Raw genomic sequence first — 21,712 nt, forward strand, 5'->3', positions numbered from 1 at the left:
TCATTCCGACGCCGGCGGGCTGGTTCTCCCCCGCCGGCCCCAGACCAGATAGAGCGGCAGGCCCGCCAGGATCGTCGCGGCGCCGAGCGCCGCCTCGCCGGGCCGCGCGACCAGGCTGTAGCCCACGATCACCAGGCAGGCGGCGATGAAGAGGCCGGGCACCCAGGGATAGAGGGGCACCCGGTAGGGCCGGGGGAGCGAGGGCCGGCGCCGCCGGAGCACGATCAGGGCGCCCACGGTCAACGCGCCGAACGCCGCCAGCACCACCCCGCTGTAGACCACGAGCTCTTCGAAGGTCCCCGAAAGGATCAGCACCGTCGTCCAGGCCGTCTGCAGGACGATCGCCCGGCCCGGCACCCCCGTCGTCCGGCCGGTGCGCGAGAAGGCCGCCGGCAACAGCCCGTCCCGCGCCATCGCCAGGTAGACCCGCGGTCCCGCCCACACCATCGCGCTCACGGCCCCGGCGATCGAGACACAGAGCGTCACCCCGACCAGCAGCGCGCCGGGCCGGCCCAGGAGAGCCGAGGCGGCCTTCTCCGCGACCGGCAGCAGCGGCGGTGCGGCGAGGCCGGACACCGGCAGGGCGTAGAAATAGAGCAGGTTGAGGGCGAGGTACAGCGCCATGACGAAGAGCGTGCCCCCGACCATGATGCGCGGGAGGAGGCGCCGGGGCTCCGCCACCTCGCCCGCAATGTAGCCGGCCACGTTCCACCCGGTGTAGGCGTAGAGGATGAAGATCAGTCCCACGACCGGCGCGCCCGGTCCCGCCGAGGGCCCTGCCGCCGCCAGGTGGTCCCAGCTTCCCTCCCCGTAGGCCAGCCCGCCCACGATCAGCAGGAGCACCGCCGCCACCTTCGACGAGGTGAGCAGGCGCTGGACGAAGCCGCCGGGCCCGACGCCCGCGACGTGGACGGCGGTCAACCCCCAGACCAGGGCCATCGCGACCGCCTTGGCGGCGGGACCGGACTCCGGCGCCAGGGGGACGAGCTGCAGGACATAGGAGGAGAAGCTCGCGGCGGCGGCCGCCATCGCGGCGCCGAACCCCACGGTGAAGGAGGCCCAGCCGCTCAGGAAGCCGACCAGCGGCCCGTAGGCCTCGCGGAGATAGACGTAGTCGCCGCCGGCCTGGGGGAGCGCCGCGCCCAGCTCGCCGTAGGACATCGCGCCGGCCAGGGCCAAGAGGCCGCCGACCAGCCACAACGACAGGATGAGCGCGGGATCGCCGAGGTCCCGGGCCAGGAAGCCCGTCGTGCTGAAGATGCCGCTCCCGACGACGTTGCTGACCAGGACGCAGGCGGCGGTGAAGCCGCCGATCTGCGGCACGATCTCCCCGCTCGCCGGTGTCGGCTGGCTCCTCATCGTCCCGAGTGAACAACGGGGGCGGCCGTCGCGTCAAATGCCGAGCGGTAGGAGGAAATTAGGGCTTAACAGGGGGAGCGCAGTGGTTTAAGATGGGCACGGACCGCGCGCGGGGGGCAAGCCCATGTCGGCGTCCGAGCTTCTCAAGCAACTCTTCCTGGGCGTGCGGCGCCGCGACGAGTCGGCCGTCCTCGCCGCGGCCAGGGGCTTGATCCAGGAGGTGCGGAACCAGGGGGACGAAACCCTGGCCCGCGAACTCGAAGGGATTCTCCGGGACGTCGCGGTCCAGCCGCCCCCTGCGCCGCCGGCCGACCTGCCGCCGCCCCCGCTGGACCCCCAGACGAAGGGTGCCCTCCTCGACCTGTCGAGGCCGCAGCGGTCCCTCGACGACCTGATCTTGCGCGAGGAGACCCGGAGCGCGCTCGACCGGCTCGTGGCGGAATTCCGCGGGGGCGACGTGCTCGCGCGGGCCGGCCTGTCCCCCCTGCACCGCGTCCTGTTCTGCGGGCCGTCGGGCTGTGGCAAGACGGCCGCCGCGGAGGCGCTGGCCAACGCCCTGGGGACGCCGCTCGTCACCGTCCGGCTCGACGCCCTGCTCGCGACGAGCCTGGGCCGGACCGTCAACAACTTGCGGAAGGTCTTCGCCTATGCGGCGCGGGGACGGTGGGTCGTGCTGTTCGAGGAGTTCGACGCGTTGGGCCGATCGCGCGACGATCCGACCGAGCTCGGCGACCACAAGCGCGTGGTCAACGCCTGCGTGAAGCTGCTCGACGACTTCCACGAACAGGCCCTGCTGATCGCGGCCACGGATTTCGAGGAGGGGCTGGATCAGGCGCTCTGGACGCGCTTCGACGAGGTGATCCGGTTCGAGCGCCCGACGGTGGAGCAGCAGCGGGCCTTCATCCGCCACCAGCTCCAGCCGTTGCTCCACGGGGAGGAGCAGGTGGTGGCGATCGCGCACGCGCTCGGCGCCGGCTCCTTCGCCGACGCGGAGCGGGTGTGCCTGTCCATCCGCAAGGTCTGCGCGCTCCGGGGCGTGGGCCAGGTGACGACCGAGGACATCCGGCAGGCGCTCCGGCGCTACGTCTCCCGGCGAGCCCTCCAGCTCCGGGCGGGGCGGAGCACTCCCGCGGTCGACAAGGCGTAGGTCACTCCGCCCGCCAGGCGTCCCAATCCCGCACCGTCTGCTCCACCATCGCCTTCGAGGCCGCGCGCAGCCAGTCGGGGGGCCGCTTGGCCAGGTCCCGGCGGACGGCCTCGATCGCGTCGGGGCTCCCGAGGTGGATGTTCGCCGTCTCCCAGCCCATGGCGTAGAACATCCGCAGCTCGTCCCGCTCCTTGGGCAGCGAGGTCAGCTCGATGCGGCAGCAGTGGGGCGAGAGCCGGCGGACGATCCACTGCCCGCAGAGCCGGACGAAGGGGTCGCGGCAGCGCACCGCGCGGTCCAGGACGTTCTGGTAGAAGATCTTCGTCGAGCCCGTTCCGTTCTGCGCCCAGACGCAGGCGGACGGCGTGAGCGTCTTGGCCTCCCGCGCGATCTTCCCGCCGTGCCAGTCGGCCACGGCCAGGTACCGCGGGCGGCCCAGGCTGCCGAGCCCCGACACGCGGTGCCGGAACTTGTAGCTCAGCCCCGGCTCCGGCATGAGCTGCTCGACGGCCTTGGCGACCTCCGGCGGCGCCTGGCCCACGATGACGGGGAAGCCCTCCAGTTTTTGCCAGAAGCGGACCGGGTCCCGCAGGCTGCTGTTGGCGATGGCGCCGAGCCAGGCGTGCTTCTCCGCCAGCACGTAGGGCCGGCCCTGGTGGGCGAGGGCCTCCGTGTAGCCCTCCAGGACGGCGTCGCACGCCTCCTTGGGCTGGGTCTGCAGATGATCCGCCTTGATCGCCAGCCTGGCGCTGGCCGCCAGCCGCACGAGGTCCTGCGTGTAGGGGAGCGGGTAGGCTTCGTCGAAGTCGTTGATGCCCCAGTTCAGCCGTCCCTCCGCGTCCCGCCAGGTCCCGAAATTCTCGACGTGCAGGTCGCCGACCGCCAGGACGGCCGGCGCGGCCGCGAGCGCGGCGCCGAGCTCCGGCCAGACCTGGATCCAGCGGTAGAACGTGGCGCGGAAGAACCCGAAGAGGTCCTCCTTCATCCGCTGGTGCTTGAGGGTCACGTCGGCGGGCAGGAGCGGCGTCTGCTTGGCCAGCCAGGCTTCGTAGCGCCGGGTGGTCTCGCCGAAGGTGATGGATGGGGCGTCGTGTGGGCTCATCCGAGTTTCTCGATGCGCCGGGCGGCCTCCTCCAGGTCCGCGTCGGTCTTCGCGAAGCAGAAGCGGAGGAGGCGCGCGCCCTCGGGGCCGGCGTAGAAGGCCTCCCCGGGCACGCCGGCGACGCCCGTCTCCGTCAGGAGGTGCAGGGCCCGCTCCCGGCCGGTGACGCCGGGCAACCGCGAGACGTCGGCGAGCGCGTAGTAGGCGCCCTGCGGCACCAGCGGCGGGAGGCCGGCCCGTTGGAGCGCCAGGCAAAACCGGTCCCGCTTCCGCTGGTAGTCCGCCGACAGCGCGCGGTAGAAGTCCGGGCCCAATTCCCGGATGCCGGCCGCCACCCCCGCCTGGAGCGGCGTGGGGGCGCAGACGTAGAGCAGGTCGTTCATCGCGCCGATGGCCCGGGCGAAGCGCGCCGGCGCGAGGCTGTAGCCGATCCGCCAGCCCGTGATCGCGAAGGTCTTGGAGTAGCCCGAGATCGTGATCGTGCGCTCGGCCATGCCGGGGAGCGACGCGGGACTCACGTGGGTCCGGCCGTCGTAGAGGAAGTACTCGTAGATCTCATCCGTGAAGAGGAGCAGGTCGCGGCGGCGTACGACCTCGGCGATCGCCTCCAGCTCCTCCCGGCCGAACACCTTGCCGGAGGGGTTGCCGGGGCTGTTGACGACGATGGCCGCCGTGCGGGGCGTGATCGCGCGGTCAAGGTCGGCCGGCGAGAAGGTCCAGCCGGGCGGACGGGTCGGCACGAGGCGGGGCACCGCCTCGACTGCGTGGAGCGCGCTGACGTGGTACCCGTAGTAGGGCTCGAAGAGGACGACCTCGTCGCCGGGGTTCAAGAGGGCGAGGCAGGCGCAGTGGAAGGCTCCAGTCGCGCCCGCGCTGACCGTGATCTCCGTCTCGGGGTCCACGCGGAGGCCATTGTAGGCCGCCGCCTTCTCGGCGATGGCCTCGCGCAACTCGGCGAGGCCGTCGAAGCGGGAGTAGGTGTTCAGGCCGCGGTCCATCGCGCGCTGCGCCCCCCGCCGCACGGCCTCGGGCACGCCGGTGTCGCAGACGCCCTGGGCCATGTTGATGCCCTCGACCCGGTCGCACGCGATGGTCATGGCCCGGATCTCGGACTGCTCCAGCCCTGCGGTTCTTCGGCTCCAGTCGCGCATGGGTGTGCAGGATACCGAACCGGATGCAGGCTGTCCACCGGCGATCCGGCCGGCTCCGGTCAGCTTTCCAGCGTCCCGCGCAGGAAGCCGCCGAGGCGCGAGAGGACGACCGGCGGAATCTCGTGGGCGCCGCGGAAGGGCACCCAGTCCACGGAGAGGCCGGCTTGCAGGAGGTGGTCCCGCAGCCGCTCGGCGAGGAAGGCGGGCAGGATCGGGTCCGCGCCGCCGTGGCTCTGGAAGACGCGCAGCCCGCGCCGCTTCGGCATGAGCGGCAACCACTCGTCCTGCGCGATCAGCGCGCCGGAGAGCAGGACCAGGCCGGCCAGCGCCCGGTCGCTGCGCAGGGCCAGGTCGCAGGCGAGCATGGCGCCCTGGGAAAAGCCGCCGAGCACCAGCTTCCCCGGCGGGACGTGCAGGCGGCGGTCGACCTCGTGGAGCAGCGCCTCCAGGCGCTCGCGCGCCGGGGCCAAGCCCTTGGGCACCTCGCGCGAGAAGTCGCGCGCGCGGCCGGCCGCGATGTCGCGGTTGAGCCGCTCCATGTCGATCATCCACCAGGCGCGCGAGTCGCCGAGCCCCAGCGAGAGGGCGAGCGGGCCCTGCGGGAAAAGGAACCGCGTGCCGGCGGGCACGTCCAGCATCGGGCCGAGCGGCACCAGGTCGTCCCCGGGCGCGCCGAACCCGTGCAGGAGGACGACGAGCGGGCCGTCGCCGCCGCCCCTGCCGTCGCTTCCGCCGGTCAGCCTGACCTGCAACCCGCCGAGTTGATCCTGTCGCATCGTTCCGGATGACGTGGGGCCGTCCCGCGCGGGATCGTACCGGAGCGGCCGGCGCGAAGTCCAGGGCGGCGGGCCCGCGGCGGATTTTGCGCTTGACCGGCGGGGGCCGCCGTACTATAACCCCCCGCGTGAGCCAGGCCGGATCGAGCCCGCATGCTCCCCGCCCCGCCTCCGGTTCACCGTTGATCCCTGGAGCCGCATGACCGAGCCTCAACGCGGTGGAAACGGCGGCCCGCCCGCCGCGCGGTCGTCCTGGTGGCTGTGGGCCGTGGCGGCCTGCCTGCTGGCGGGCTGCGGCGTGCACGTGCGTGTCGAGCCGTTGTCGTCCCACCGGTATCCCGAGCAGCCCCGGGGGTACAAGGTCGAGGCGCTGGACGCCGAGCCCGCCAGGCCCCACCTCAAGCTGGCCCGCGTCATCGCGACCAGCGAGTACGGCGACGAGGACGACCTGGACGCCACGATCCTGGACTCGGCCCGCCGCCTCGGCGCCGACGCCGTGGTGATGGGCCGGATGGACGTGCTCGAGGGACAGAACATCAGCCAGAGCTACGAATCCACCAACGACGCGGACCAGAACAACACGATCTTCGGCGGGGCGGGCAGCGGCATCCCCTACTTCTTCGACCCCTGGACCACCGTGCAGGGGGCCGATCGCGTCGATTACGTGAACTACAAGTCGGGCCTCGCCATCCGGTATCTCCCGGGCGCGGCCGGCGGATCGTAACCGCAGTCACCCGCGGCGCCGGGCCGACGGGGAAAGGAGAGCCCATGCGCGAACGTTGGTTGCCCGTGATCGGGGCCCTGGTGTTCCTGACCGCCCACGGATGCGCGAGCCTGTCGGAGTCGTCGCCCGCACCGGCGAAGCCGGCCCATCCCGCCGACCCCATGCTGGACATGCTGAACGCCCACCTCAATCAGCTCGAGACCAGCCTGAACGGCCTCGACAAGCGGCTGGCCGCCATGAAGGCGCAGCCGGAGCACGAGGACCCGATCTTCCGGGAGATCCGCGCGCTCGACCTCGCCGGCTGGGACCTGCACCGCCAGCAGTGGATGCTGCAGCGCGATCACCTGCGTTTCGCCCAGCGGCAGCTCCAGCGCGTGAAGGAGCATCCCGAACAGAAGGCCCGGATCCACGATGAGTGGGTGCAGGGCGAGAAGGAGTTCGAGGCCGCCCTGGAGAACTTCCGCAAGCAACGGCACGACCTCGAGCACAAGCGGCTCCAGGCCGAGGCGCAATTGATCGAGCAGCACCTGCGGTGACCGCCATGGCGCGCAGGGACCAGCGCGGAAGATGGAGCGGGAGCCTCGCCGGCCGGGCCGCGGCGGCCGCACTCGCGGGGGCGGCGCTGGCCGCCTGCACGAGCGTGGACATGATCCGGATGACGAACGAGACCTTTCCGCCCAAGGCCTCCCCCTCCGAGGTGGAGGTCCTCGACCAGGTGCCGAAGTGCCCGCACATCCAGCTCGCCGAGCTGATCGTGGACGAGAGCACGGACAGCTACGACAGCATGCAGAGCATGATTCTCAAGAAGGCGGCCGAGCTGGGCGCGGACGCCGTGCTGTTCGCCCGGCCCGAAAAGGAAATCCGGCACGAGGTCGCCTACTCCTCGCCGATGGTGGGCTACGGCGGGGTCTATCCGGCCATGGGGATGGGCATGGGCGGCTGGATGTACGATCCCTACGGCTTCGGGATGGGCTACGGGAGCGTGGCCGTGCCCTACGACCAGCCCGTCCGGACGCTCAAGGGCCTCGCCATCCGCTACACGAACACGATCGGGCCGAAATGCTGACACCGCGGTGAGCGGAGGGGGCCGGCGGCGCGGGCACCATGGACTCGGTCACGCTCCAGGACGTCCGGGCCGCCGCCGACCGGCTCCGCGGCATCGCCCGCGAGACGCCGGTGCTCACTGGCCGGCAGCTCGACGAAGCGGCCGGCGCCGCCGTCTTCCTCAAGTGCGAGAACTTCCAGCGCGTCGGCGCCTTCAAGTTCCGCGGCGCCTACCACGCGATCGTCGCCCTGCCCGTCGACCGTCGCGACCGGCCGGTCGTCACCATCTCCTCCGGCAACCATGCGCAGGGCGTGGCGCTGGCCTGCCGGCTCCTGGGACGCCGGGCCCACGTCGTCATGACGGGCGTGGCGAACCCGTTGAAGCGGCGCGCGGTCGAGGGCTACGGGGCGACCATCCACGAGGCGCCCGACCACGAGCAGGCCTCGCGTGACCTGCCGGCCCTCCTCGACCGGCTCGGCGGCGTCTTCATCCATCCCTTCAACGATCCGCGCGTGATCGCCGGCCAGGGGACGGCGATGCTGGAGCTGATCACGGCCGTGCCCGACCTGGACGCGGTGCTGGCGCCGGTCGGCGGCGGCGGGCTGCTCGCGGGCACCTGCGTCGTCGCGCACGGGCTCAGCCCCGCGCTGCGTGTCTACGCCTGCGAGCCGGCCGGCGCGCTCGACGCCCTCCATTCCGTCCGCGAAAACCGGGTCGTCCCCATGACGGCGCCGCGCACGATGGCCGAGGGCCTGCGGACGAGCCTGGGCGACATCACGCTCCCGATCCTTCGGCGGCACCTGGCCGGCTTCTTCGTCGTGGAAGAAGACGAGATCGTGCCCGCCATGCGGTTCGCCTTCGAGCGACTGAAGCTCGTCGTGGAGCCCTCCGCCGCCGTGGCCCTCGCACCCCTGCTGCGGCGCGAGCCCGAGCTGGTCGGGAAGAAGGTCGGCGTGATCGTCACCGGCGGGAACGTGGACCCGGAGTCGTTCTGCACGCTGCTCGCTCAGGCTGAAGACGCTAACTCCTTGCCAAGGCACCAATAACCTTGGGTCATTGGGCTGTGACAAACGCAGCCAGGTATATTCTCGACACCTTCGAGCACCTTCCGGAATCGGACAAGCGGGAGGTCCTCGCCACACTTCTCAGAATCACCGCGCAAGCCGACTACCCCATGGTCAGCGATCAGGATCTCACATCCGCTGCCGACGAACTCTTTCTCGACTACGAGCGCCAAGAAGAATCGCGGTGGGTGCCCCACGAAGAGGCGAGATTTGGGTTGGAGGACCTCGGCATGGCCGCGAAAGTTCGCCCTTGCCTCGTGCTGAGCGTCCAACCAACCGATACTGACCGTGCCCTCATAACTCTCGTACCGCACACCACCGCCGTTCGAGGATCCCGATTCGAGTGTGCACTCTCGATGCGTTTTCTGAAGCCCGGTGCATTCGACGCCCAGGGCCTCGTCACCGTGCCAGCCCCGAAGGTCTTGCATCGGTTAGGCCAGCTTACAGATGATCAATTGAACCAGGTGGAGGCAAGCGGCTGGCCTGGCTCGGGATCACCCGCCCCGAGCAATAGGGCATTCGTAGACGTCACCGTAGGTGCCCTGCACAACATGCTGGGTTCCGCCGCGCGGACCGCCGCGGTTCGCCATGGCACGATGCCCTCGCCTCCGCGATTCGCGACGACGGCCCGGTCCGCCGCCCTGCGAAGTCGAGTGTCCGGTGCGGCCGGCCGTCGTTCTACCAGCCAATCCGGTCGACGACGGCGCGTCGCGCCGCGGTGAAGCTCGGACACGGATGCTGCCGGACACTCTCTTCTGTGCGACTGCGAACGACCCGCTCGATGATCCCGTTCTGCTCCGGCGTGTAGGGCGTGATGAACTCCTGGCTCAAGCGATAGTCGCGACAGGCCGCCCGGAACCGGCGGCTCTGGAAGATGAGCCCGTTGTCGCTACGGCCCTGCGGGGTTGGCCCCGCTGGGCGCAAAGTCCCGAAGCGGGCGAGGCACGCGGCTTCCACCGCCCGTTCCGCCTCCGTGGCCCGGCTGCGCCGCGCGTTCTCGGCTCCGAGCAGAAACCGCTCGCGCTAGTCCTCGACCTCCATATCCACCTCCGGGGGCCCCTCTGGGGCCATGGCCTAGAGGTGGTCGCGGTTTCAAGGGGAGCAGGATACCGGCCAGGACGATGCCCCTTGACTGCCGTTACAGTCCGAGCGCGAAATGGAGCGCATGCCGCACCTCGGCCATCCGGTCGGTAGTCAAGGTTGCGATGAGCGCCCCGATCTTCCCCTTGGATACGGTTTGAACGTGGTCCAGGTTGATGGCGCAGGGCCGGGGCATCCCGTCTGCTTCGGTGAGTGGCACCTCAGAAGGAATATCCCGGATCGTGGTGGTCACCGGCGCCACGGTCACCTCCCCAAGGAATGCGAGCGCCGAGTCCCTGGTTAAGATCACGACCGGCCTTCTCCTGTCCGGCCTGGCAAACCTGTACCACCGGACTTCGCCGTGCTGCATCAGTCGCCCCAGACCTGTTCGTGTTCCCACACGTCGAACTCTCCTCGCTTGACCGGTTTCTTGCGATAGCCTTCGCACTGTTTTCGCTCAAGCTCCTGCATGCGCAGTCGCATCAGCGCTGCACGCAAGGCCTCCCTGGTGAAGGCCGATCGAGTTGTCCTGAGCCGTTTCACGGCTTTGTCAATCGAGCTGACCAACTCATCGTCGAGGGTCATCTGCACGGTTCTCATGAAGTCCCCCCGGTGGATCGATAGCTATAAGCTCCACCATTCTTATAGACATGACCATGCAAAGGCAAGCGTTCCGACCGGGGAGCAGTGGGCCCCGACCGCCTTCCGTCCAGGACAACCCTCTTCTGCGTGATGGCGCCGAAACGCGCGAGGGAATCATGCGCCGTGGACTGGATCGGGCGCAAAGCGGGCTGAGGGCGCGGCTAGGCCCCTCGGCGGCCGTACAGGAGGGTGACGTTGATCCGGCGGCTCTCGTACTCGTCCTTGAAGCGGATCACGTCCGATTCGTGGAAGAGGTCGGAGTTGAAGACGATGGCGCGGTTCTGGCGGTAGGGAACGGTGATCGCCTTCGCCCCGCTGTCGCGGAGGAAGGCCCGGACCTTCGGCTCGTTGGCGCTGCTGTTGTAGTCCGTGAAGTTCCACGCCCGCGGCGCTTCCTTGTCCCAGACGATCAGCCCGCCGTGCTCCGGGTCCAGGTTCGCCTCGTCGGGCGTGATCCAGAAGTTCACGTTGACCGCCGCCGCGTCGGCGTGCAGGTTGAGGGCCTTCATCTCGCTGTCGCATTTGAAGGCCCAGGCCTGCAGCAGCGGATGCCCCTTGAAGATGCCCGGGAATTTCAGGCGCAGCTCCTCGGCGATCTGCAAGAGGAGCGGGCAGGCGAAGCCGTCGCCGAAGAAGGCGCCGACATAGCCGTTCTCGTAGTCGCGCTTCCAGATCGTGGACTCCAGGCAGAAGCGCCGGAGCGAGCGGAGGGCCTCGTCGGTCAGCAGCCCGTCGATGGACGTCGCGCCGGGGCCGGTGGCGTGGTAGCGGGCTTCGATCCCGGCCGCGTCGAGCGCGGGGTTCACCGCGCCGTCCGCGAGGGCCGGGCACTCGGCGTAGTGGAGGATGCGGTTGAAGGAGGGCGCGATGGCGTGCCAATCCTCCGGGCCGACCGTCAGGCGATGGCCGGGGGCGGCATCCTTCACCCGCTGGAAGAGCCGCGCCAGCGTCGCCGCGTAGGGCCCATGCTCGGCCGGGAGGATCCCCCGCTCCTGGAGGTACCGGATCTGCTCCGCCTCGTGCTTCAGCCGCGCGCGGGTGAGCGGCTGCGGGGGCACGGGCCGGCCGTGGTTGTGCTTGAGGTCGGCCGAGCGGCGCAGGCTCGCCACGGCCGGGTCGGGACGCCCCTGCGCGATGTACGCGAAGGCCAGGTTGTAATGGGCCTTCACGTAGTCGGGCTTGAGCGCGAGCGCCCGCTCGAAAGAGGCCACGGCCTCGTCCGGGCGGCCCAGCTCGATCAGCGCCGTGCCGAGATTGGCGTGGGCCTCGACGTGGTCCGGCTTGAGCGCGAGGGCCCGGCGATAGGCCGCCACCGCCTCGTCCAGCCGTCCCAGTTCCTTGAGCGCCGCCCCCCGGTTGTTGTGGGCCTCCGCGTAATCGGGCTTGAGCGCGAGGGCGCGATCGTAGGCGGCCACGGCCTCGGTCGGCCGGCCCTGCTCCAGCCGCACGTTGCCGAGGTTGCAGTGGGCTTCCGGATAGCCGGCCTGGAGCTGGGTCGCGCGCCGGTAGGCGTCCGCCGCCGCCTCCAGCTTGCCCTGCTTCTGCCGCACGATGCCGAGGTTGAAGGCATAGGTCGCGTGGGCGGGGTCCTGCCTGGTGGCCAGCGTGATCAGCTCGACGGCCTCGTCGAGCCTGCCGGTCTGGTAGGCCAGGAGGCCGAAGAGGTGCAGGGCGTCGGCGTTGTCCGGGTCGAGGGAGAGGGCCTGGGCGTAGAGGGCCTGCGCCTGGTCGAAGCGGCCGGCGCGGTGCAGGGCGACGGCGGACTCCAGGAGGGCGCGCACCTGCGGCGGAGGGGCCCGGCGTCCGGCGTGGTCCTTGCGCTTCTGCTGACGCCGCCGGTCCGCCCGGTTCATCGGTCCCTCCGGGAACTTTCCCAGGGGAGGAAGCCTAGCGGCACGCCCCTACGATGTCAAGCCGACGTGGGTCGCCGGGACGGTAGACCGGTGCGAGCTTCGTCCGGCTACCCTTCCCTCTCCAGAGCCTCGCGGAAGGCGCGAAGGAATTCGCCCGGTGTGGCGACGGGAAAGGGGGCCCAGGTCCTCGTCCGCTCGGCGTGGAAGTCGCGCGTGTTCCAGGTCACGAGGTAGTCCACGCTCGCCTGTTTGGCGGCCGCCAGGATGGGCGCATCGTTCCGCTGGATGACCCGGGCGGCCTCCTCGACGGCGTCGAGCGAGGGATCTTCGACGACGACGGGATGAGTTGTCGGAGGAGGTGGTGATAGTCGTCAATGAGGGAGGGAAGCTTGGCCGCGAGATTCCGCTCGGCCTCGGGCGGGACCTGAGGCGACACGATGACCTGAATGGCGCGCGCTTCCGCCAATCGCAGGACCTCGCGCGCGGCGCCGGTGGAGGACACGAGGCCGGCGGATCAGCGCGCTCGTGTCCGAGTTAACCTCCATGCCGCTCCCGATTGTAGCGCTCCCGCTGCTTTTTGAGGTCCGCCAGCAGGCTGTCGAGCTTCAGGCCCGCCTGCTTCATGGCCTTCACTGCCTTCTTCGCCACGGCGTCGCCGATCAGCCTGCGTGGCGTGAGGAGCAGGACGTCGCTTGCCTTCACGATCGTCAGCGCGGCGTCCTCCTCACGCTTCGGGTCCCTCCTGAGAGAAGCGGGGATGGTGAGGTGCCCTCTTCCCCACACCTTGACGGTCGGCATCGGTCGCCCTCCTGCATCGAGCCTGTTCGGATGTTGTCGGAATGTCAGCCTCGCGTGGATTGCGGGATGACGCAAAGCCGCGCGAGCTTCGTTGTCCGGCGCCGGCCCCCCTACGGCGAGTGGGGGGGCCAGGGGATGAAGGCGCTGGTCGTGCGCTGGTATCGCCGGTAATCCTCGCCGCGGGTCGCCAGCGCCTGGGCCTCGGCCAGCGGGATGCCGGAGATCTTCAGCAGGAAGACGAGCATGATGGCGGGGTTCAGGAGCGTGAGCAGCCCTCCGGGGACGCCGAGGCCCATCACGACATAGCCGCACCAGTGCAGCCACTCGAAGAAGTAGTTGGGGTGGCGGGAATAGCGCCAGAGCCCCTCCCGGCAGGTCCGGCCGCAGTTGGCCGGATCGGCGCGGAATCGGGCGAGCTGCCCGTTGGCGGCCGTCTCGCCGGCGACCGCGACGGCCCAGACGAGGACGCCGGCCAGCTCCCAGAGGCTGAAGGTGGGGCGGGGGTTCCGCATGAGGACGAGCAGCGGCAGGGAGAACAGGACGACGCCGGCCGCCTGTGCCTGGAAATAGAGGAAGCTCACCAGTGGGGCCCGGTCGCCCAGGGCGATCCGGAAGGACTGATACCGGCCGTCCTCGGTCCGCCGGTACAGCCGCTCGCGGAAGAGATAGACCCCGAGCGGGACGGCGTAGCCGGCGATCAGGGCCGCGAGCAGCAGGCGCCGCGCCGGCTCGCCCTCGGAGCCCAGCGCGTAGAACGTCAGCGTGCCGATCAGCCCGAGACACCAGCCGAGGTCCGCCCAGCCCGCGTTGCTCGTCCGGCGCTGGACCAGCCACAGGACGGCCATCAGGAGACTCGATCCGATCCAGGCCCAGAGGACGAGGCCCAGGGGGCTCATCGCACGGCCCAGACCTGGCCCATGAAGGGCAGGCCGAAGAGGGTCGTCTCGTCGGCCGCCAGCCGCTCCATCTCGGCGGCGATCTCGGCCACTGCCCGGCGCGAGGCCAGGCCTTCCTTGACGAAGTGCGGCGCGAGCTGCGCGAAGGACAGGGCGGTCAGGCGCTTCTCCTCGCCGCGCAGCACCAGGGGCTGGTGCGCGCTCACGTGCAGCTCCCGGAACCCGGCCCGCCGAAAGACGCGGTGCAGGGACGTGCCGAGCCGCCAGTGCTGGCCGTAGCGGTCGCTCAGCGCGACCTTCAGCTCGTGCGAGCGGGCGACGAGGGCGGAGGGGGGATCGCAGAGCCAGCGGCTCAGATCCATCTCCTCGCAGACGACGACGCCGCCCGGCCGCACGAGGGCCTTCATCGCGCGCAGGGCCGCGATCGGATCGGTCAGGTGCATGAGGAGCAGACGGGCGTACGCGAGGTCGAACCGGCCCCGCGGCAGGCCGGGCCCGTGGATGTCCGCCAGGCCGAAGGTCGCGTTCACGAGGTGCCGGGCTTCGGCCTGGCGCCGGGCCAGCGCGAGCTGCGCCCGGCTGTTGTCGAGGCCGACGACGAGGCCGGTGGAGCCGACACGCTCCGCGAGCCAGCAGGTCATGTTGCCGGTGCCGCAGCCGAGCTCGACGACGCGCATCCCGGGCCGCAGCCCGGCCCGTTTCAGGAGGGCCTCCGAGCCGGCCGCGTAGGCGTTGTGCAGGAGCCGCAGCCGCAGGGCCTCGCCGGCGCCGCGCGCGAGGCGGTAGCCGTCGGGAGCCGGCCGGGCGGGGCGCCTGGGGGGCGGGGCGCTCACGGGATCGCGGTCACGACTTGCCCAACGTGACGGTCAGGACCAGCTCCTTGTCCCCCCGCAGGACGCGGACGGCGACCTTCTGGCCCGGCACGGTGCGCTCGATGAGATAGTTCTTAAGCTGGCGGGCGTCGGCGATCTCGGTGCCGTCGATGCCGAGCAGGATGTCGCCCTTCTGCAGCCCGCCGTCCCGCGCGGGGCCGCTGACCTCGGAGACCGCCACCCGCAGCCGCGTCCCCCGCTTGATCGAGGTCAGCCCCAGGCCCAGGCGGGAGAAGGCGGGCTGCCCCCCCTGAATGAGCGAGGTCACGACGCGCTTGGCCAGGAGGCTCGGGACGGAGAAGGCCATCTTGCTGCACTGCTGCTCGCCCTGCGTCGTCTCGGTCCGGATGACCGCGTGCATGAACCCGACGACCTCGCCCCTGGCGTTGAAGAGCCCGCCGCCCGAGTTGCCGTTGCAGGCCGTCAGGTCGAGCTGCATGAGGCGGGTATCCACGGTCTGGAGAAAAATGTTTTCGTTGCCGATGCGCCCGAAGGCCACGGCCGGGCCCCAGCCGAGGGGATAGCCGACGGTGAAGACGTCCTCGCCCGGCGCCGGCTCCCGGTCCACGAAGGCGGCCGCGGGCAGCCGCTTGACCACCGCCTCCTCGGCGATGCGGTATACGGCCACGTCCAGGTAGGCATTCGAGCCGACGAGCGTCGCGGGGACCTCGTCCAGCTCGTAGGTCAGCACCGTGACCTGCCGCGCGACGACCTGGTCGCCCCGCTCCTCCTGTTCGACCGCGTGCCGGGCCGTGACGATGTAGCCGTCGTGCAGGTGGAAGCCCGAGGCCTTCACGAGGACCCGGGCCGGGCCCTGTCCCTCCTGCCCCGGCCGACCCTGCTGGCCCGACGGCCCCTGCTGAACCGGCTGGTCCTGCAGGATGCCGATCGTGCCCCGCTTGGCCTGCTCGATCACGGCGGGAAAGCCGCCGGCCGGCGGCTCCGCCGATGTGGGTGCGGCCCAGGCGACCCCGGCCAGCACGGCGATTAGCGCGGCGACCTGCCCGACGGATTGTTTCATCGCGCTCACGGGCTCCTCAATTTTTTGTCAGCTTCCGGTAGCGGATCCGGTGCGGGCGCTCGGCCTCCTTGCCCAGCCGCTTCTTGCGGTCCGCTTCGTAGTCGCTGTAGTTGCCCTCGAACCAGACCACCTTGCTGTCCCCCTCGAAGGCCAGGATGTGGGTCGCGATGCGGTCGAGGAACCAGCGGTCGTGGCTGCTCACCAGGCAGCAGCCGCCGAAGCCCTCCAGGCCCTCCTCCAGCGCCCGGAGCGTGTTCACGTCCAGGTCGTTGGTCGGCTCGTCCAGCAGGATCAGGTTCGCGCCTTCCTTGAGCATCCGGGCCAGGTGGACGCGGTTGCGCTCGCCGCCCGAGAGGTCCTTGACCTTCTTCTGCTGGTCGGCGCCGCCGAAGTTGAACTTGCCGCAGTAGGCCCGCGCGTTGACCTCGACCTTGCCGAGCGGAAGGGTGTCCTTCCCGTCCGAGATCACCTCGTAGACGGTCTTGGTCGAGTCCAGCGTCCGGTCCTGGTCCACGTAGCCGATCTTGACGGTCTCGCCGATCCGGATCGTCCCCGCGTCCGGCTTTTCCTTGCCCACGATGATCCGGAACAGCGTCGTCTTGCCGGCGCCGTTCGGCCCGATCACGCCGACGATCCCGCCGCGCGGCAGGCTGAAGGTCAGCTTCTCGAACAGGAGCTTGTCGCCGTAGGCCTTGGCGAGGTCCTTGGCCTCCACGACGATGTCGCCGAGCCGCGGGCCCGGCGGGATGTAGATCTCCAGGTCCTCGGCTTGCTTCTCCTGTTTCTGGTCCAGCAGCTCTTCATAGCGGGTGAGGCGGGCCTTACCCTTGGCCTGCCGCGCCTTCGGCGCCATGCGGATCCATTCCAGCTCCCGCTCCAGCGTCTTGCGCCGCTTGGACTCGGCCTTCTCCTCCTGGGCCAGCCGCGCCTGCTTCTGCTCCAGCCAGGAGGAGTAGTTGCCCTGGAAGGGGATGCCCTGGCCGCGGTCCAGCTCCAGAATCCAGCCGGCCACGTTGTCGAGGAAGTACCGGTCGTGCGTGACCGCGATGACCGTGCCCTTGTACCGCTGCAGGTGCTGCTCCAGCCACTGGACGGACTCGGCGTCGAGGTGGTTGGTCGGCTCGTCGAGCAGGAGGATGTCGGGCTCCTGGATGAGCAGCCGGCAGAGCGCGACGCGGCGGCGCTCGCCGCCCGAGAGCACGTCCACCTTCGCGTCGGCGGGCGGGCAGCGCAGCGCGTCCATCGCGATCTCCAGCTCGGACTCCAGCTCCCAGCCGTTCGCCGCCTCGATCTTCTCCTGGAGCGCGCTCTGCTTCTCCAGCAGCTTCTCCATCTCCTCGGGCGTGCAGTCACCCAGCTTGTTGCTCACGGCCTCGTACTCGTGGAGCATCGCGACGAGCTCCTTCCGCCCCTCCTCCACGACCTCCTTGACCGTCTTGCCGGGGGTGAGGTGCGGCTCCTGCTCCAGCAGGCCCACCGTGTAGCCCTTGGACATGGTGATCTCGCCCAGGTAGTCCTTCTCGACGCCGGCGATGATCCGCAGCAACGTGCTCTTGCCCGACCCGTTGAGCCCGATCACGCCGATCTTGGCGCCGTAGTAGAAGGAGAGATAGATGTCCTTCAGCACCTGCTTCTTCGGCGGGTAGACCTTGCCCACCCCGATCAGCGAAAAGATGATCTGCTTGTCGTTCGTCGCCATAGTACCCCTCGGTGTGACGGATTCGACCCTCGGCGGCCGGTGGGGCCGCGAGGCACCCGTTCGGCCCCCGCGATCGCCCGCGCATCAACCTCCGCGCGGCGGCGCCCGCGACCCACGGGCGGGCGTACCTTACCAAAGCGGGCGTGCGCGCACAACCGCCGCCCCGGGCAAGGGGCGGGGCGGTCGGCCGGTCAGGGGCGTCCCGCGTTGTGCGATCGCGCACGGTCCACCCACGCGAAGCCTCACGACTCCCACCGTTCATACCGTGGGCGACCACGGAGCGACGACGGAAGAGCGCGGCGCCCTCCAGATCGGCCTGCGCGATGGATCGCGCCGGCCGGGCGCGCCGGGCTTCGATCCAGACATCGCCGACGGCAAGCAGGCCGGTCGGCACGGTCATTGCAGCCCGGGCATCCTGGCGTTGGTCCACGGATGGGTGGGCCCGCCAAGTCCGCTGCAAGGAGGAACGTGATGGACCATGTGAAGCCCCACGACGTGGTGGACCACATGCTCGTGGCGGGCGCCAGAAAGCTCGCGCTGCCGATCCGGCACCTGGTGCTTCGAGGCATGCTGGCCGGCGCCTACCTGGGCATCGCGACCAGCATGGCCGTGACCGTGGCCGTGGAAACCGGTCTCTGGATCGTCGGCGCCCTGCTCTTTCCCTTCGGCCTCGCGCTGGCGATTCTGCTCGGCACGGAGATCATCACCGGGAGTTTCGCGCTGCTGCCCTGCGTCGTGGTCGCGGGGAAGCCCTCCGACCGGTTCCGTCGCATGCTGAGCAACTGGGGCTGGGTCTTCGTGGGCAATCTGCTGGGGAGCCTCCTCTACGCCGCGCTCTTCGTCGTCGCGCTGACCACGGCCTGGGACACGCCGGTCACCGCCGTCGGCGCCAAGCTGGTCGCGATCGCCGAAGCGAAGACGGCCCACTATGCCGAGCACGGCCCGACGGGCCTGCTCACCGCGTTCACGAAGGGCATCCTGTGCAACTGGATGGTCAGCCTGGCGGTCGTCGCGGCGTTCGCCTCGACCTCCTTCTCCGGGAAGATGCTCGCCATCTGGGGGCCGACGGTGATGTTTTTCTCGCAGGGGTTCGAGCACGCCGTCGTCAACATGTTCGCGATCCCGGCCGGCATCCTGCTGGGGGCCAAGGTCACGGTGTCGAGCTGGTGGCTCTGGAACCAGTTTCCGGTCACGCTGGGCAACCTGGTCGGCGGGATGGTCTGTACCGGCCTCGCGGTGCTGTTCGCCCACGGCCCGGGCAGGACGAAGGCCGAGCGGAGCACGCCCGAGTCGTCGCGGCCGAGCCCCGGCGGCGAGCGGGTGGAACTGTCCGCGTCCTTGTGAGCCGACGCCGAGCTGTGCCGGACGAGCGGAGTGAGCGATGGCGGTGAACTTTCGCAGACGGTTGCGCGGCTGGCGGTTTCTCCTGCTGAATGTCGCGCTCGGCTCGGCCCATGTCGTCGTCCTGTTCAACGCCAGCGCCTACGTGGCGCTCCTGCCCCACGCGGCCGGCGACCTGGGCGGGGTGACACCGAGTTTCGGGTCCTGGGCGCAGACGGACTTCCTCATCGCGCTGGCGCTGGGCTTCCCGCTCGCCCGGTGGCTGGCGGGGCGGGTCGGCGACTACCGATTGTTCGTCGCCGCGTTCCTCGTCTATGCCGCGGCGTCGGCGCTCTGCGCCACCGGTCCGACGCTCTGGTGGTTCCTGCCGGCCCGCATCCTGCTCGGCCTGACGGGCGGCCTCACGCTCCCGCTGGCCCAGGCCCTCTGGCTCAATGAGTACCCCGCCCGCCTCAAATCGCTGGGGCTGGGGCTCTGGGGCCTGCTGACGCTGATGCCGCTGACGATGGGCTTTGCTCTCGGGGGCTGGCTGGCCGACGAATGGGGCTGGCGCGCCCTGTTCGTCATGAACGTCCCCTGCGCCCTGGCCGTCGCCGGCGTCACCGGCGCCCTGCTCTCCGGCCGAGGGTTCGCGCGGCGCCGCATCCGATTCGATCTGGTCGGCTTCGTGCTCCTGGCGCTGGTCCTCGGCGGGACCCAGACCCTGCTGAACATGGGGAACGATTTCGACTGGCTCGATTCGCCCTTCCTTCGCGTCGTGCTGGTCGTCGTCGTCCTGTCGGTGATCGGCCTGGTCCTGTGGGAGCCGGGCGAGCGCCATCCCGCCCTCGACCTCAGGCTGTTCGCCCATCGCAACTTCGCGGTCGGGATCCTCGGCCTGGCCGTGGGGTTCTTCTCGATCCAGGGCCTGATGGCGTTGTTGACCGTCCAGTTACAGGTCTTGATGGGCTATTCGTCCACGCTCGCCGGGCTCGTGTTCCTGTCGATGCTGCTGGGTGCGCCGGTCATCATGGTCATGCACGAGATCTGCAAGCGGGTGGACGCCCGGTGGCTCGCTTGTCTGAACGCCCTCGGCTTCGCCGCGGTCTTCCATTGGATCGGCCTGTACGACGACCTCCACTCCTACGATCAGATCCGGTGGCCGCTGCTCGCCATGGGGCTCCTACTCGGATCGTTCTTCACTCCCTTGACCGTGCTGGGCCTGCATGGGTTGTCCGGCCGGTTGATCACCCGGGCGGCGGACCAGGCGACGCTGGTGCGCCTCGCCGCCGGGGCGTTCGGCATCGCGTTCCAGGGCGTCGTGCAGTTCCGGCGGACGACGTTTCACCAGTTGCATCTGGCCGATCGGTTCGGCGGCCGCCGGTTCACGTCGTTCGACGTCCTGCAGCCCCTGTCCGACCGGCTGGCGGGTGCGGGGCTGGCTCCCGCGATGGTGAAGGCCAAGCTCCTGGCCCTCATCAAGCAGCAGGCCGGCGCCCTGGCCCTGAGCGATGCGTTCCTGCTCGCGAGCTGGCTGTTCCTCGGGATCGGCGCCCTCGTCTGGCTCGCCGCGCCCACCCACCTTCCCGTCCACCTCCCGCCGGAGGAGGGGCTGCGGGCGATGCTGGCCGAGGAGATGGGGGAGGAGCTGCCGTGAGGGCCTGCCGCGGGGCAAGCCGGTGGCTGGGGGCCGGGCTCGGGGGCGGATGGCTGCTGCTCGCGGGCGCGTGCGCCTGGGTCCCGCCGGGCGATCCGCCCGCGGAGCTCCTCGAGCCGCCGGAGATGGCGGAGACGCTGGCGGAGGTGACGAGCCGGCTGGCGCAATGGCCGGAGGATCGCTGGTGGGAGCAGTTCGGCAGTGCCGAGCTCAACGAGATCGAGGAGACGGCGCTCAGGGAGAATCCCGGCTTGAAGCTCGCCAAGGCGCGCCTGAAGGAGGCACAGGCCCTCGTGCGCGTCGAGGGCGCGCGGCTGCTCCCCTTCCTCGACGCCGACGCGTCCCTCACCTACGAGCGGATCTCCCAGCACGGCGTCTTCGCCGCGCTCAACCCCGACGTGGCCGGCGCGCGCATCCTCCTGGGCGTCATCAATCCCTTGAGCTTCCGGTACGAGTTCGATTTTTGGGGAAAGAATCGCGCGATGCTCGAAGCGGCCCTGGGCCAAGCCGCGGCCGAGGAGGCGGAAGCGGCCGCGGTGCGGCTGCATTTGACCGCCGGGGTGGCGCGGGCCTACTTCCGCGGCCAGGCCCTCCGCCGGCAGCTCGAGCTCGTGCGGGCGATGGTGGACATCCGCCGCCGCTTGCGGGACCTTGCCGAGGCCCGCTTCCGCCTGGGCCTGGACAACGACCTCGCCGTCAAGCAGGCCGTGGCGGAATGGGAAGTGGCGAACAAGCGCGAGGCCGGGGTCCGCGATCAGGTGGACGTCCAGCGACACCTCCTGGCCCGCCTGGCCGGCAAGGGGCCGGATGCTGCCGTGCACCTGTTCACCGGCTCGGTCGCCGTCCCCGACCGGGTTCCGCTGCCCGACCACCTGCCGATCGGGCTGCTGGTGCACCGTCCCGATCTCGCGGCGGCGCTCTACCGGGCGGAGGCGGCGGCGCGGGCCGTCAAGGTCGCCAAGACGCAGTTCCTGCCGACGATCGACCTCACCGCCTTCGTCGGCTTCAACGCGCTGACGCTGACCAAGGGGGCCGACAAGCTGGGCAACCTGCTCTTCTCCGGCCAGAGCGTCGCCTACGGCGCGGCGCCGGGCCTGCGGCTCCCGTGGTTCGAGGGCGGGCGGCTGCGCGGGGAGCTCGCGGCGCAGCGGGCGGAGTGCGACGCCGCCGTGCACCTGTACAACGACACGCTGCTGGAGGCGATGCGGGACGTGGCGGACAGTCTGAGCGCCTGGCGGGCGACCCGCGACATGCTGGCGGCGCACCGGCGCCTCCTCGCGTCCCTGAACGACGACTGGCGACTGGCCGGGGTGCGCCTCACCACCGGGCTGGACGACGACCGGGAGCCCTTGAGGCATCGGTATCCGGTCCTGGAACAGCAATACGCCTTGAACGCCTTGGAGAGCGATCAATTGGTGGCCGCGGTGGACCTCATCGAAGCCCTGGGCGGCGGGTATCGGAACGAGGACGTTCGGAAGAGGCCGGTCCACCAACCAAGCTGAACGC

21 protein-coding genes are annotated in these 21,712 nt (G+C 70.4%); 9 read left to right on the forward strand and 12 right to left on the reverse strand.

Annotation, left to right across the window (positions count from 1 at the left end; translation table 11 throughout):
• Window positions 1-1,359, reverse strand: coding sequence for an APC family permease (locus AC1U7O_RS13525; protein WP_479895326.1), 1,359 nt, complete (start codon window positions 1,357-1,359; stop codon window positions 1-3).
• Window positions 1,360-1,483: 124 nt separating this feature from the next.
• On the opposite strand from AC1U7O_RS13525, the gene AC1U7O_RS13530 reads away from it, so the two are divergent.
• On the forward strand, window positions 1,484-2,506 hold the full coding sequence (locus AC1U7O_RS13530) for an AAA family ATPase (RefSeq protein ID WP_479895327.1): 1,023 nt from the start codon (window positions 1,484-1,486) through the stop codon (window positions 2,504-2,506).
• A gap of 1 nt (window position 2,507) precedes the next feature.
• On the opposite strand, the gene AC1U7O_RS13535 is transcribed toward AC1U7O_RS13530, so the two are convergent.
• The 3 genes from AC1U7O_RS13535 to AC1U7O_RS13545 form a co-directional block, all read right to left on the reverse strand.
• Entirely contained in the window at window positions 2,508-3,608 is a 1,101-nt protein-coding gene (locus AC1U7O_RS13535; RefSeq protein WP_479895328.1) for a DUF2252 family protein, read from the reverse strand.
• A complete protein-coding gene (locus AC1U7O_RS13540) occupies window positions 3,605-4,705 on the reverse strand; it encodes a pyridoxal phosphate-dependent aminotransferase (protein ID WP_479895329.1) in 1,101 nt (366 codons plus the stop codon). Before AC1U7O_RS13540 ends, AC1U7O_RS13535 begins: the two co-directional genes overlap by 4 nt.
• A 113-nt stretch (window positions 4,706-4,818) precedes the next feature.
• Window positions 4,819-5,535: an alpha/beta hydrolase gene (locus AC1U7O_RS13545; protein ID WP_479895330.1), complete on the reverse strand. Its 717-nt coding sequence runs from the start codon at window positions 5,533-5,535 to the stop codon at window positions 4,819-4,821.
• A gap of 199 nt (window positions 5,536-5,734) precedes the next feature.
• On the opposite strand from AC1U7O_RS13545, the gene AC1U7O_RS13550 reads away from it, so the two are divergent.
• The 5 genes from AC1U7O_RS13550 (at window position 5,735) to AC1U7O_RS13570 (ending at window position 9,090) form a co-directional block, all read left to right on the forward strand.
• The gene (locus AC1U7O_RS13550; protein WP_479895332.1) at window positions 5,735-6,259 is read left to right on the forward strand and encodes a hypothetical protein; all 525 of its coding nucleotides are present in this window, start codon (window positions 5,735-5,737) and stop codon (window positions 6,257-6,259) included.
• A gap of 44 nt (window positions 6,260-6,303) precedes the next feature.
• Complete coding sequence (locus tag AC1U7O_RS13555; protein ID WP_479895334.1) at window positions 6,304-6,795, forward strand: hypothetical protein; 492 nt, start codon at window positions 6,304-6,306, stop codon at window positions 6,793-6,795.
• A 5-nt stretch (window positions 6,796-6,800) separates the two neighbouring features.
• Entirely contained in the window at window positions 6,801-7,325 is a 525-nt protein-coding gene (locus AC1U7O_RS13560) for a hypothetical protein (RefSeq protein ID WP_479895335.1), read from the forward strand.
• Between the two features lie 38 nt (window positions 7,326-7,363).
• Window positions 7,364-8,350: a threonine ammonia-lyase gene (locus tag AC1U7O_RS13565; protein ID WP_479895337.1), complete on the forward strand. Its 987-nt coding sequence runs from the start codon at window positions 7,364-7,366 to the stop codon at window positions 8,348-8,350.
• 248 nt (window positions 8,351-8,598) lie between these two features.
• The gene (locus tag AC1U7O_RS13570) at window positions 8,599-9,090 is read left to right on the forward strand and encodes a type II toxin-antitoxin system PemK/MazF family toxin (protein ID WP_479895478.1); all 492 of its coding nucleotides are present in this window, start codon (window positions 8,599-8,601) and stop codon (window positions 9,088-9,090) included.
• Window positions 9,091-9,506: 416 nt separating this feature from the next.
• Here the strand turns inward: AC1U7O_RS13570 and AC1U7O_RS13575 are convergent, their stop codons facing one another.
• The 8 genes from AC1U7O_RS13575 to ettA all read right to left on the reverse strand — a co-directional run bounded on the left by AC1U7O_RS13575 (window position 9,507) and on the right by ettA (window position 17,229).
• Window positions 9,507-9,818, reverse strand: a complete 312-nt coding sequence (locus tag AC1U7O_RS13575; protein ID WP_479895339.1) for a type II toxin-antitoxin system PemK/MazF family toxin — start codon at window positions 9,816-9,818, stop codon at window positions 9,507-9,509.
• Window positions 9,818-10,048: a ribbon-helix-helix domain-containing protein gene (locus AC1U7O_RS13580; RefSeq protein WP_479895340.1), complete on the reverse strand. Its 231-nt coding sequence runs from the start codon at window positions 10,046-10,048 to the stop codon at window positions 9,818-9,820. Before AC1U7O_RS13580 ends, AC1U7O_RS13575 begins: the two co-directional genes overlap by 1 nt.
• A gap of 203 nt (window positions 10,049-10,251) precedes the next feature.
• Window positions 10,252-11,943, reverse strand: coding sequence for a tetratricopeptide repeat protein (locus AC1U7O_RS13585; protein WP_479895342.1), 1,692 nt, complete (start codon window positions 11,941-11,943; stop codon window positions 10,252-10,254).
• A gap of 534 nt (window positions 11,944-12,477) precedes the next feature.
• Entirely contained in the window at window positions 12,478-12,741 is a 264-nt protein-coding gene (locus tag AC1U7O_RS13590; RefSeq protein ID WP_479895343.1) for a hypothetical protein, read from the reverse strand.
• A 110-nt stretch (window positions 12,742-12,851) separates the two neighbouring features.
• Entirely contained in the window at window positions 12,852-13,637 is a 786-nt protein-coding gene (locus tag AC1U7O_RS13595) for a DUF1295 domain-containing protein (protein WP_479895344.1), read from the reverse strand.
• Complete coding sequence (locus AC1U7O_RS13600) at window positions 13,634-14,470, reverse strand: methyltransferase domain-containing protein (RefSeq protein WP_479895345.1); 837 nt, start codon at window positions 14,468-14,470, stop codon at window positions 13,634-13,636. The genes AC1U7O_RS13595 and AC1U7O_RS13600 overlap by 4 nt, the downstream gene beginning before the upstream one ends.
• Before the next feature lie 10 nt (window positions 14,471-14,480).
• Complete coding sequence (locus AC1U7O_RS13605) at window positions 14,481-15,530, reverse strand: S1C family serine protease (protein WP_479895346.1); 1,050 nt, start codon at window positions 15,528-15,530, stop codon at window positions 14,481-14,483.
• Between the two features lie 16 nt (window positions 15,531-15,546).
• On the reverse strand, window positions 15,547-17,229 hold the full coding sequence (gene ettA, locus AC1U7O_RS13610) for an energy-dependent translational throttle protein EttA (protein WP_479895347.1): 1,683 nt from the start codon (window positions 17,227-17,229) through the stop codon (window positions 15,547-15,549).
• 471 nt (window positions 17,230-17,700) lie between these two features.
• Between ettA and AC1U7O_RS13615 the strand changes: the two genes are divergently transcribed.
• From AC1U7O_RS13615 to AC1U7O_RS13625, 3 genes are read left to right on the forward strand one after another with little or no spacing between them, the layout of a single operon-like run.
• Complete coding sequence (locus AC1U7O_RS13615; RefSeq protein WP_479895348.1) at window positions 17,701-18,573, forward strand: formate/nitrite transporter family protein; 873 nt, start codon at window positions 17,701-17,703, stop codon at window positions 18,571-18,573.
• A 37-nt stretch (window positions 18,574-18,610) separates the two neighbouring features.
• Complete coding sequence (locus AC1U7O_RS13620) at window positions 18,611-20,206, forward strand: DHA2 family efflux MFS transporter permease subunit (protein WP_479895350.1); 1,596 nt, start codon at window positions 18,611-18,613, stop codon at window positions 20,204-20,206.
• On the forward strand, window positions 20,203-21,708 hold the full coding sequence (locus AC1U7O_RS13625; protein ID WP_479895352.1) for an efflux transporter outer membrane subunit: 1,506 nt from the start codon (window positions 20,203-20,205) through the stop codon (window positions 21,706-21,708). Before AC1U7O_RS13620 ends, AC1U7O_RS13625 begins: the two co-directional genes overlap by 4 nt.
• Window positions 21,709-21,712 lie beyond the last annotated feature (4 nt).

This window comes from Candidatus Nitrospira neuquenensis (assembly GCF_979578155.1).

Coding starts and splice junctions, on each gene's coding strand:
- AC1U7O_RS13530 (WP_479895327.1), top strand. CDS start 1,484: ATGTCGGCGTCCGAGCTTCTCAAGCAACTCTTCCTGGGCGTGCGGCGC.
- AC1U7O_RS13590 (WP_479895343.1), bottom strand. CDS start 12,741: ATGCCGACCGTCAAGGTGTGGGGAAGAGGGCACCTCACCATCCCCGCT.
- ettA (WP_479895347.1), bottom strand. CDS start 17,229: ATGGCGACGAACGACAAGCAGATCATCTTTTCGCTGATCGGGGTGGGC.
- AC1U7O_RS13575 (WP_479895339.1), bottom strand. CDS start 9,818: ATGCAGCACGGCGAAGTCCGGTGGTACAGGTTTGCCAGGCCGGACAGG.
- AC1U7O_RS13545 (WP_479895330.1), bottom strand. CDS start 5,535: ATGCGACAGGATCAACTCGGCGGGTTGCAGGTCAGGCTGACCGGCGGA.
- AC1U7O_RS13580 (WP_479895340.1), bottom strand. CDS start 10,048: ATGAGAACCGTGCAGATGACCCTCGACGATGAGTTGGTCAGCTCGATT.
- AC1U7O_RS13595 (WP_479895344.1), bottom strand. CDS start 13,637: ATGAGCCCCCTGGGCCTCGTCCTCTGGGCCTGGATCGGATCGAGTCTC.
- AC1U7O_RS13605 (WP_479895346.1), bottom strand. CDS start 15,530: ATGAAACAATCCGTCGGGCAGGTCGCCGCGCTAATCGCCGTGCTGGCC.
- AC1U7O_RS13620 (WP_479895350.1), top strand. CDS start 18,611: ATGGCGGTGAACTTTCGCAGACGGTTGCGCGGCTGGCGGTTTCTCCTG.
- AC1U7O_RS13615 (WP_479895348.1), top strand. CDS start 17,701: ATGGACCATGTGAAGCCCCACGACGTGGTGGACCACATGCTCGTGGCG.
- AC1U7O_RS13585 (WP_479895342.1), bottom strand. CDS start 11,943: ATGAACCGGGCGGACCGGCGGCGTCAGCAGAAGCGCAAGGACCACGCC.
- AC1U7O_RS13565 (WP_479895337.1), top strand. CDS start 7,364: ATGGACTCGGTCACGCTCCAGGACGTCCGGGCCGCCGCCGACCGGCTC.
- AC1U7O_RS13555 (WP_479895334.1), top strand. CDS start 6,304: ATGCGCGAACGTTGGTTGCCCGTGATCGGGGCCCTGGTGTTCCTGACC.
- AC1U7O_RS13540 (WP_479895329.1), bottom strand. CDS start 4,705: ATGACCATCGCGTGCGACCGGGTCGAGGGCATCAACATGGCCCAGGGC.
- AC1U7O_RS13560 (WP_479895335.1), top strand. CDS start 6,801: ATGGCGCGCAGGGACCAGCGCGGAAGATGGAGCGGGAGCCTCGCCGGC.
- AC1U7O_RS13550 (WP_479895332.1), top strand. CDS start 5,735: ATGACCGAGCCTCAACGCGGTGGAAACGGCGGCCCGCCCGCCGCGCGG.
- AC1U7O_RS13525 (WP_479895326.1), bottom strand. CDS start 1,359: ATGAGGAGCCAGCCGACACCGGCGAGCGGGGAGATCGTGCCGCAGATC.
- AC1U7O_RS13570 (WP_479895478.1), top strand. CDS start 8,599: ATGGCCGCGAAAGTTCGCCCTTGCCTCGTGCTGAGCGTCCAACCAACC.
- AC1U7O_RS13535 (WP_479895328.1), bottom strand. CDS start 3,608: ATGAGCCCACACGACGCCCCATCCATCACCTTCGGCGAGACCACCCGG.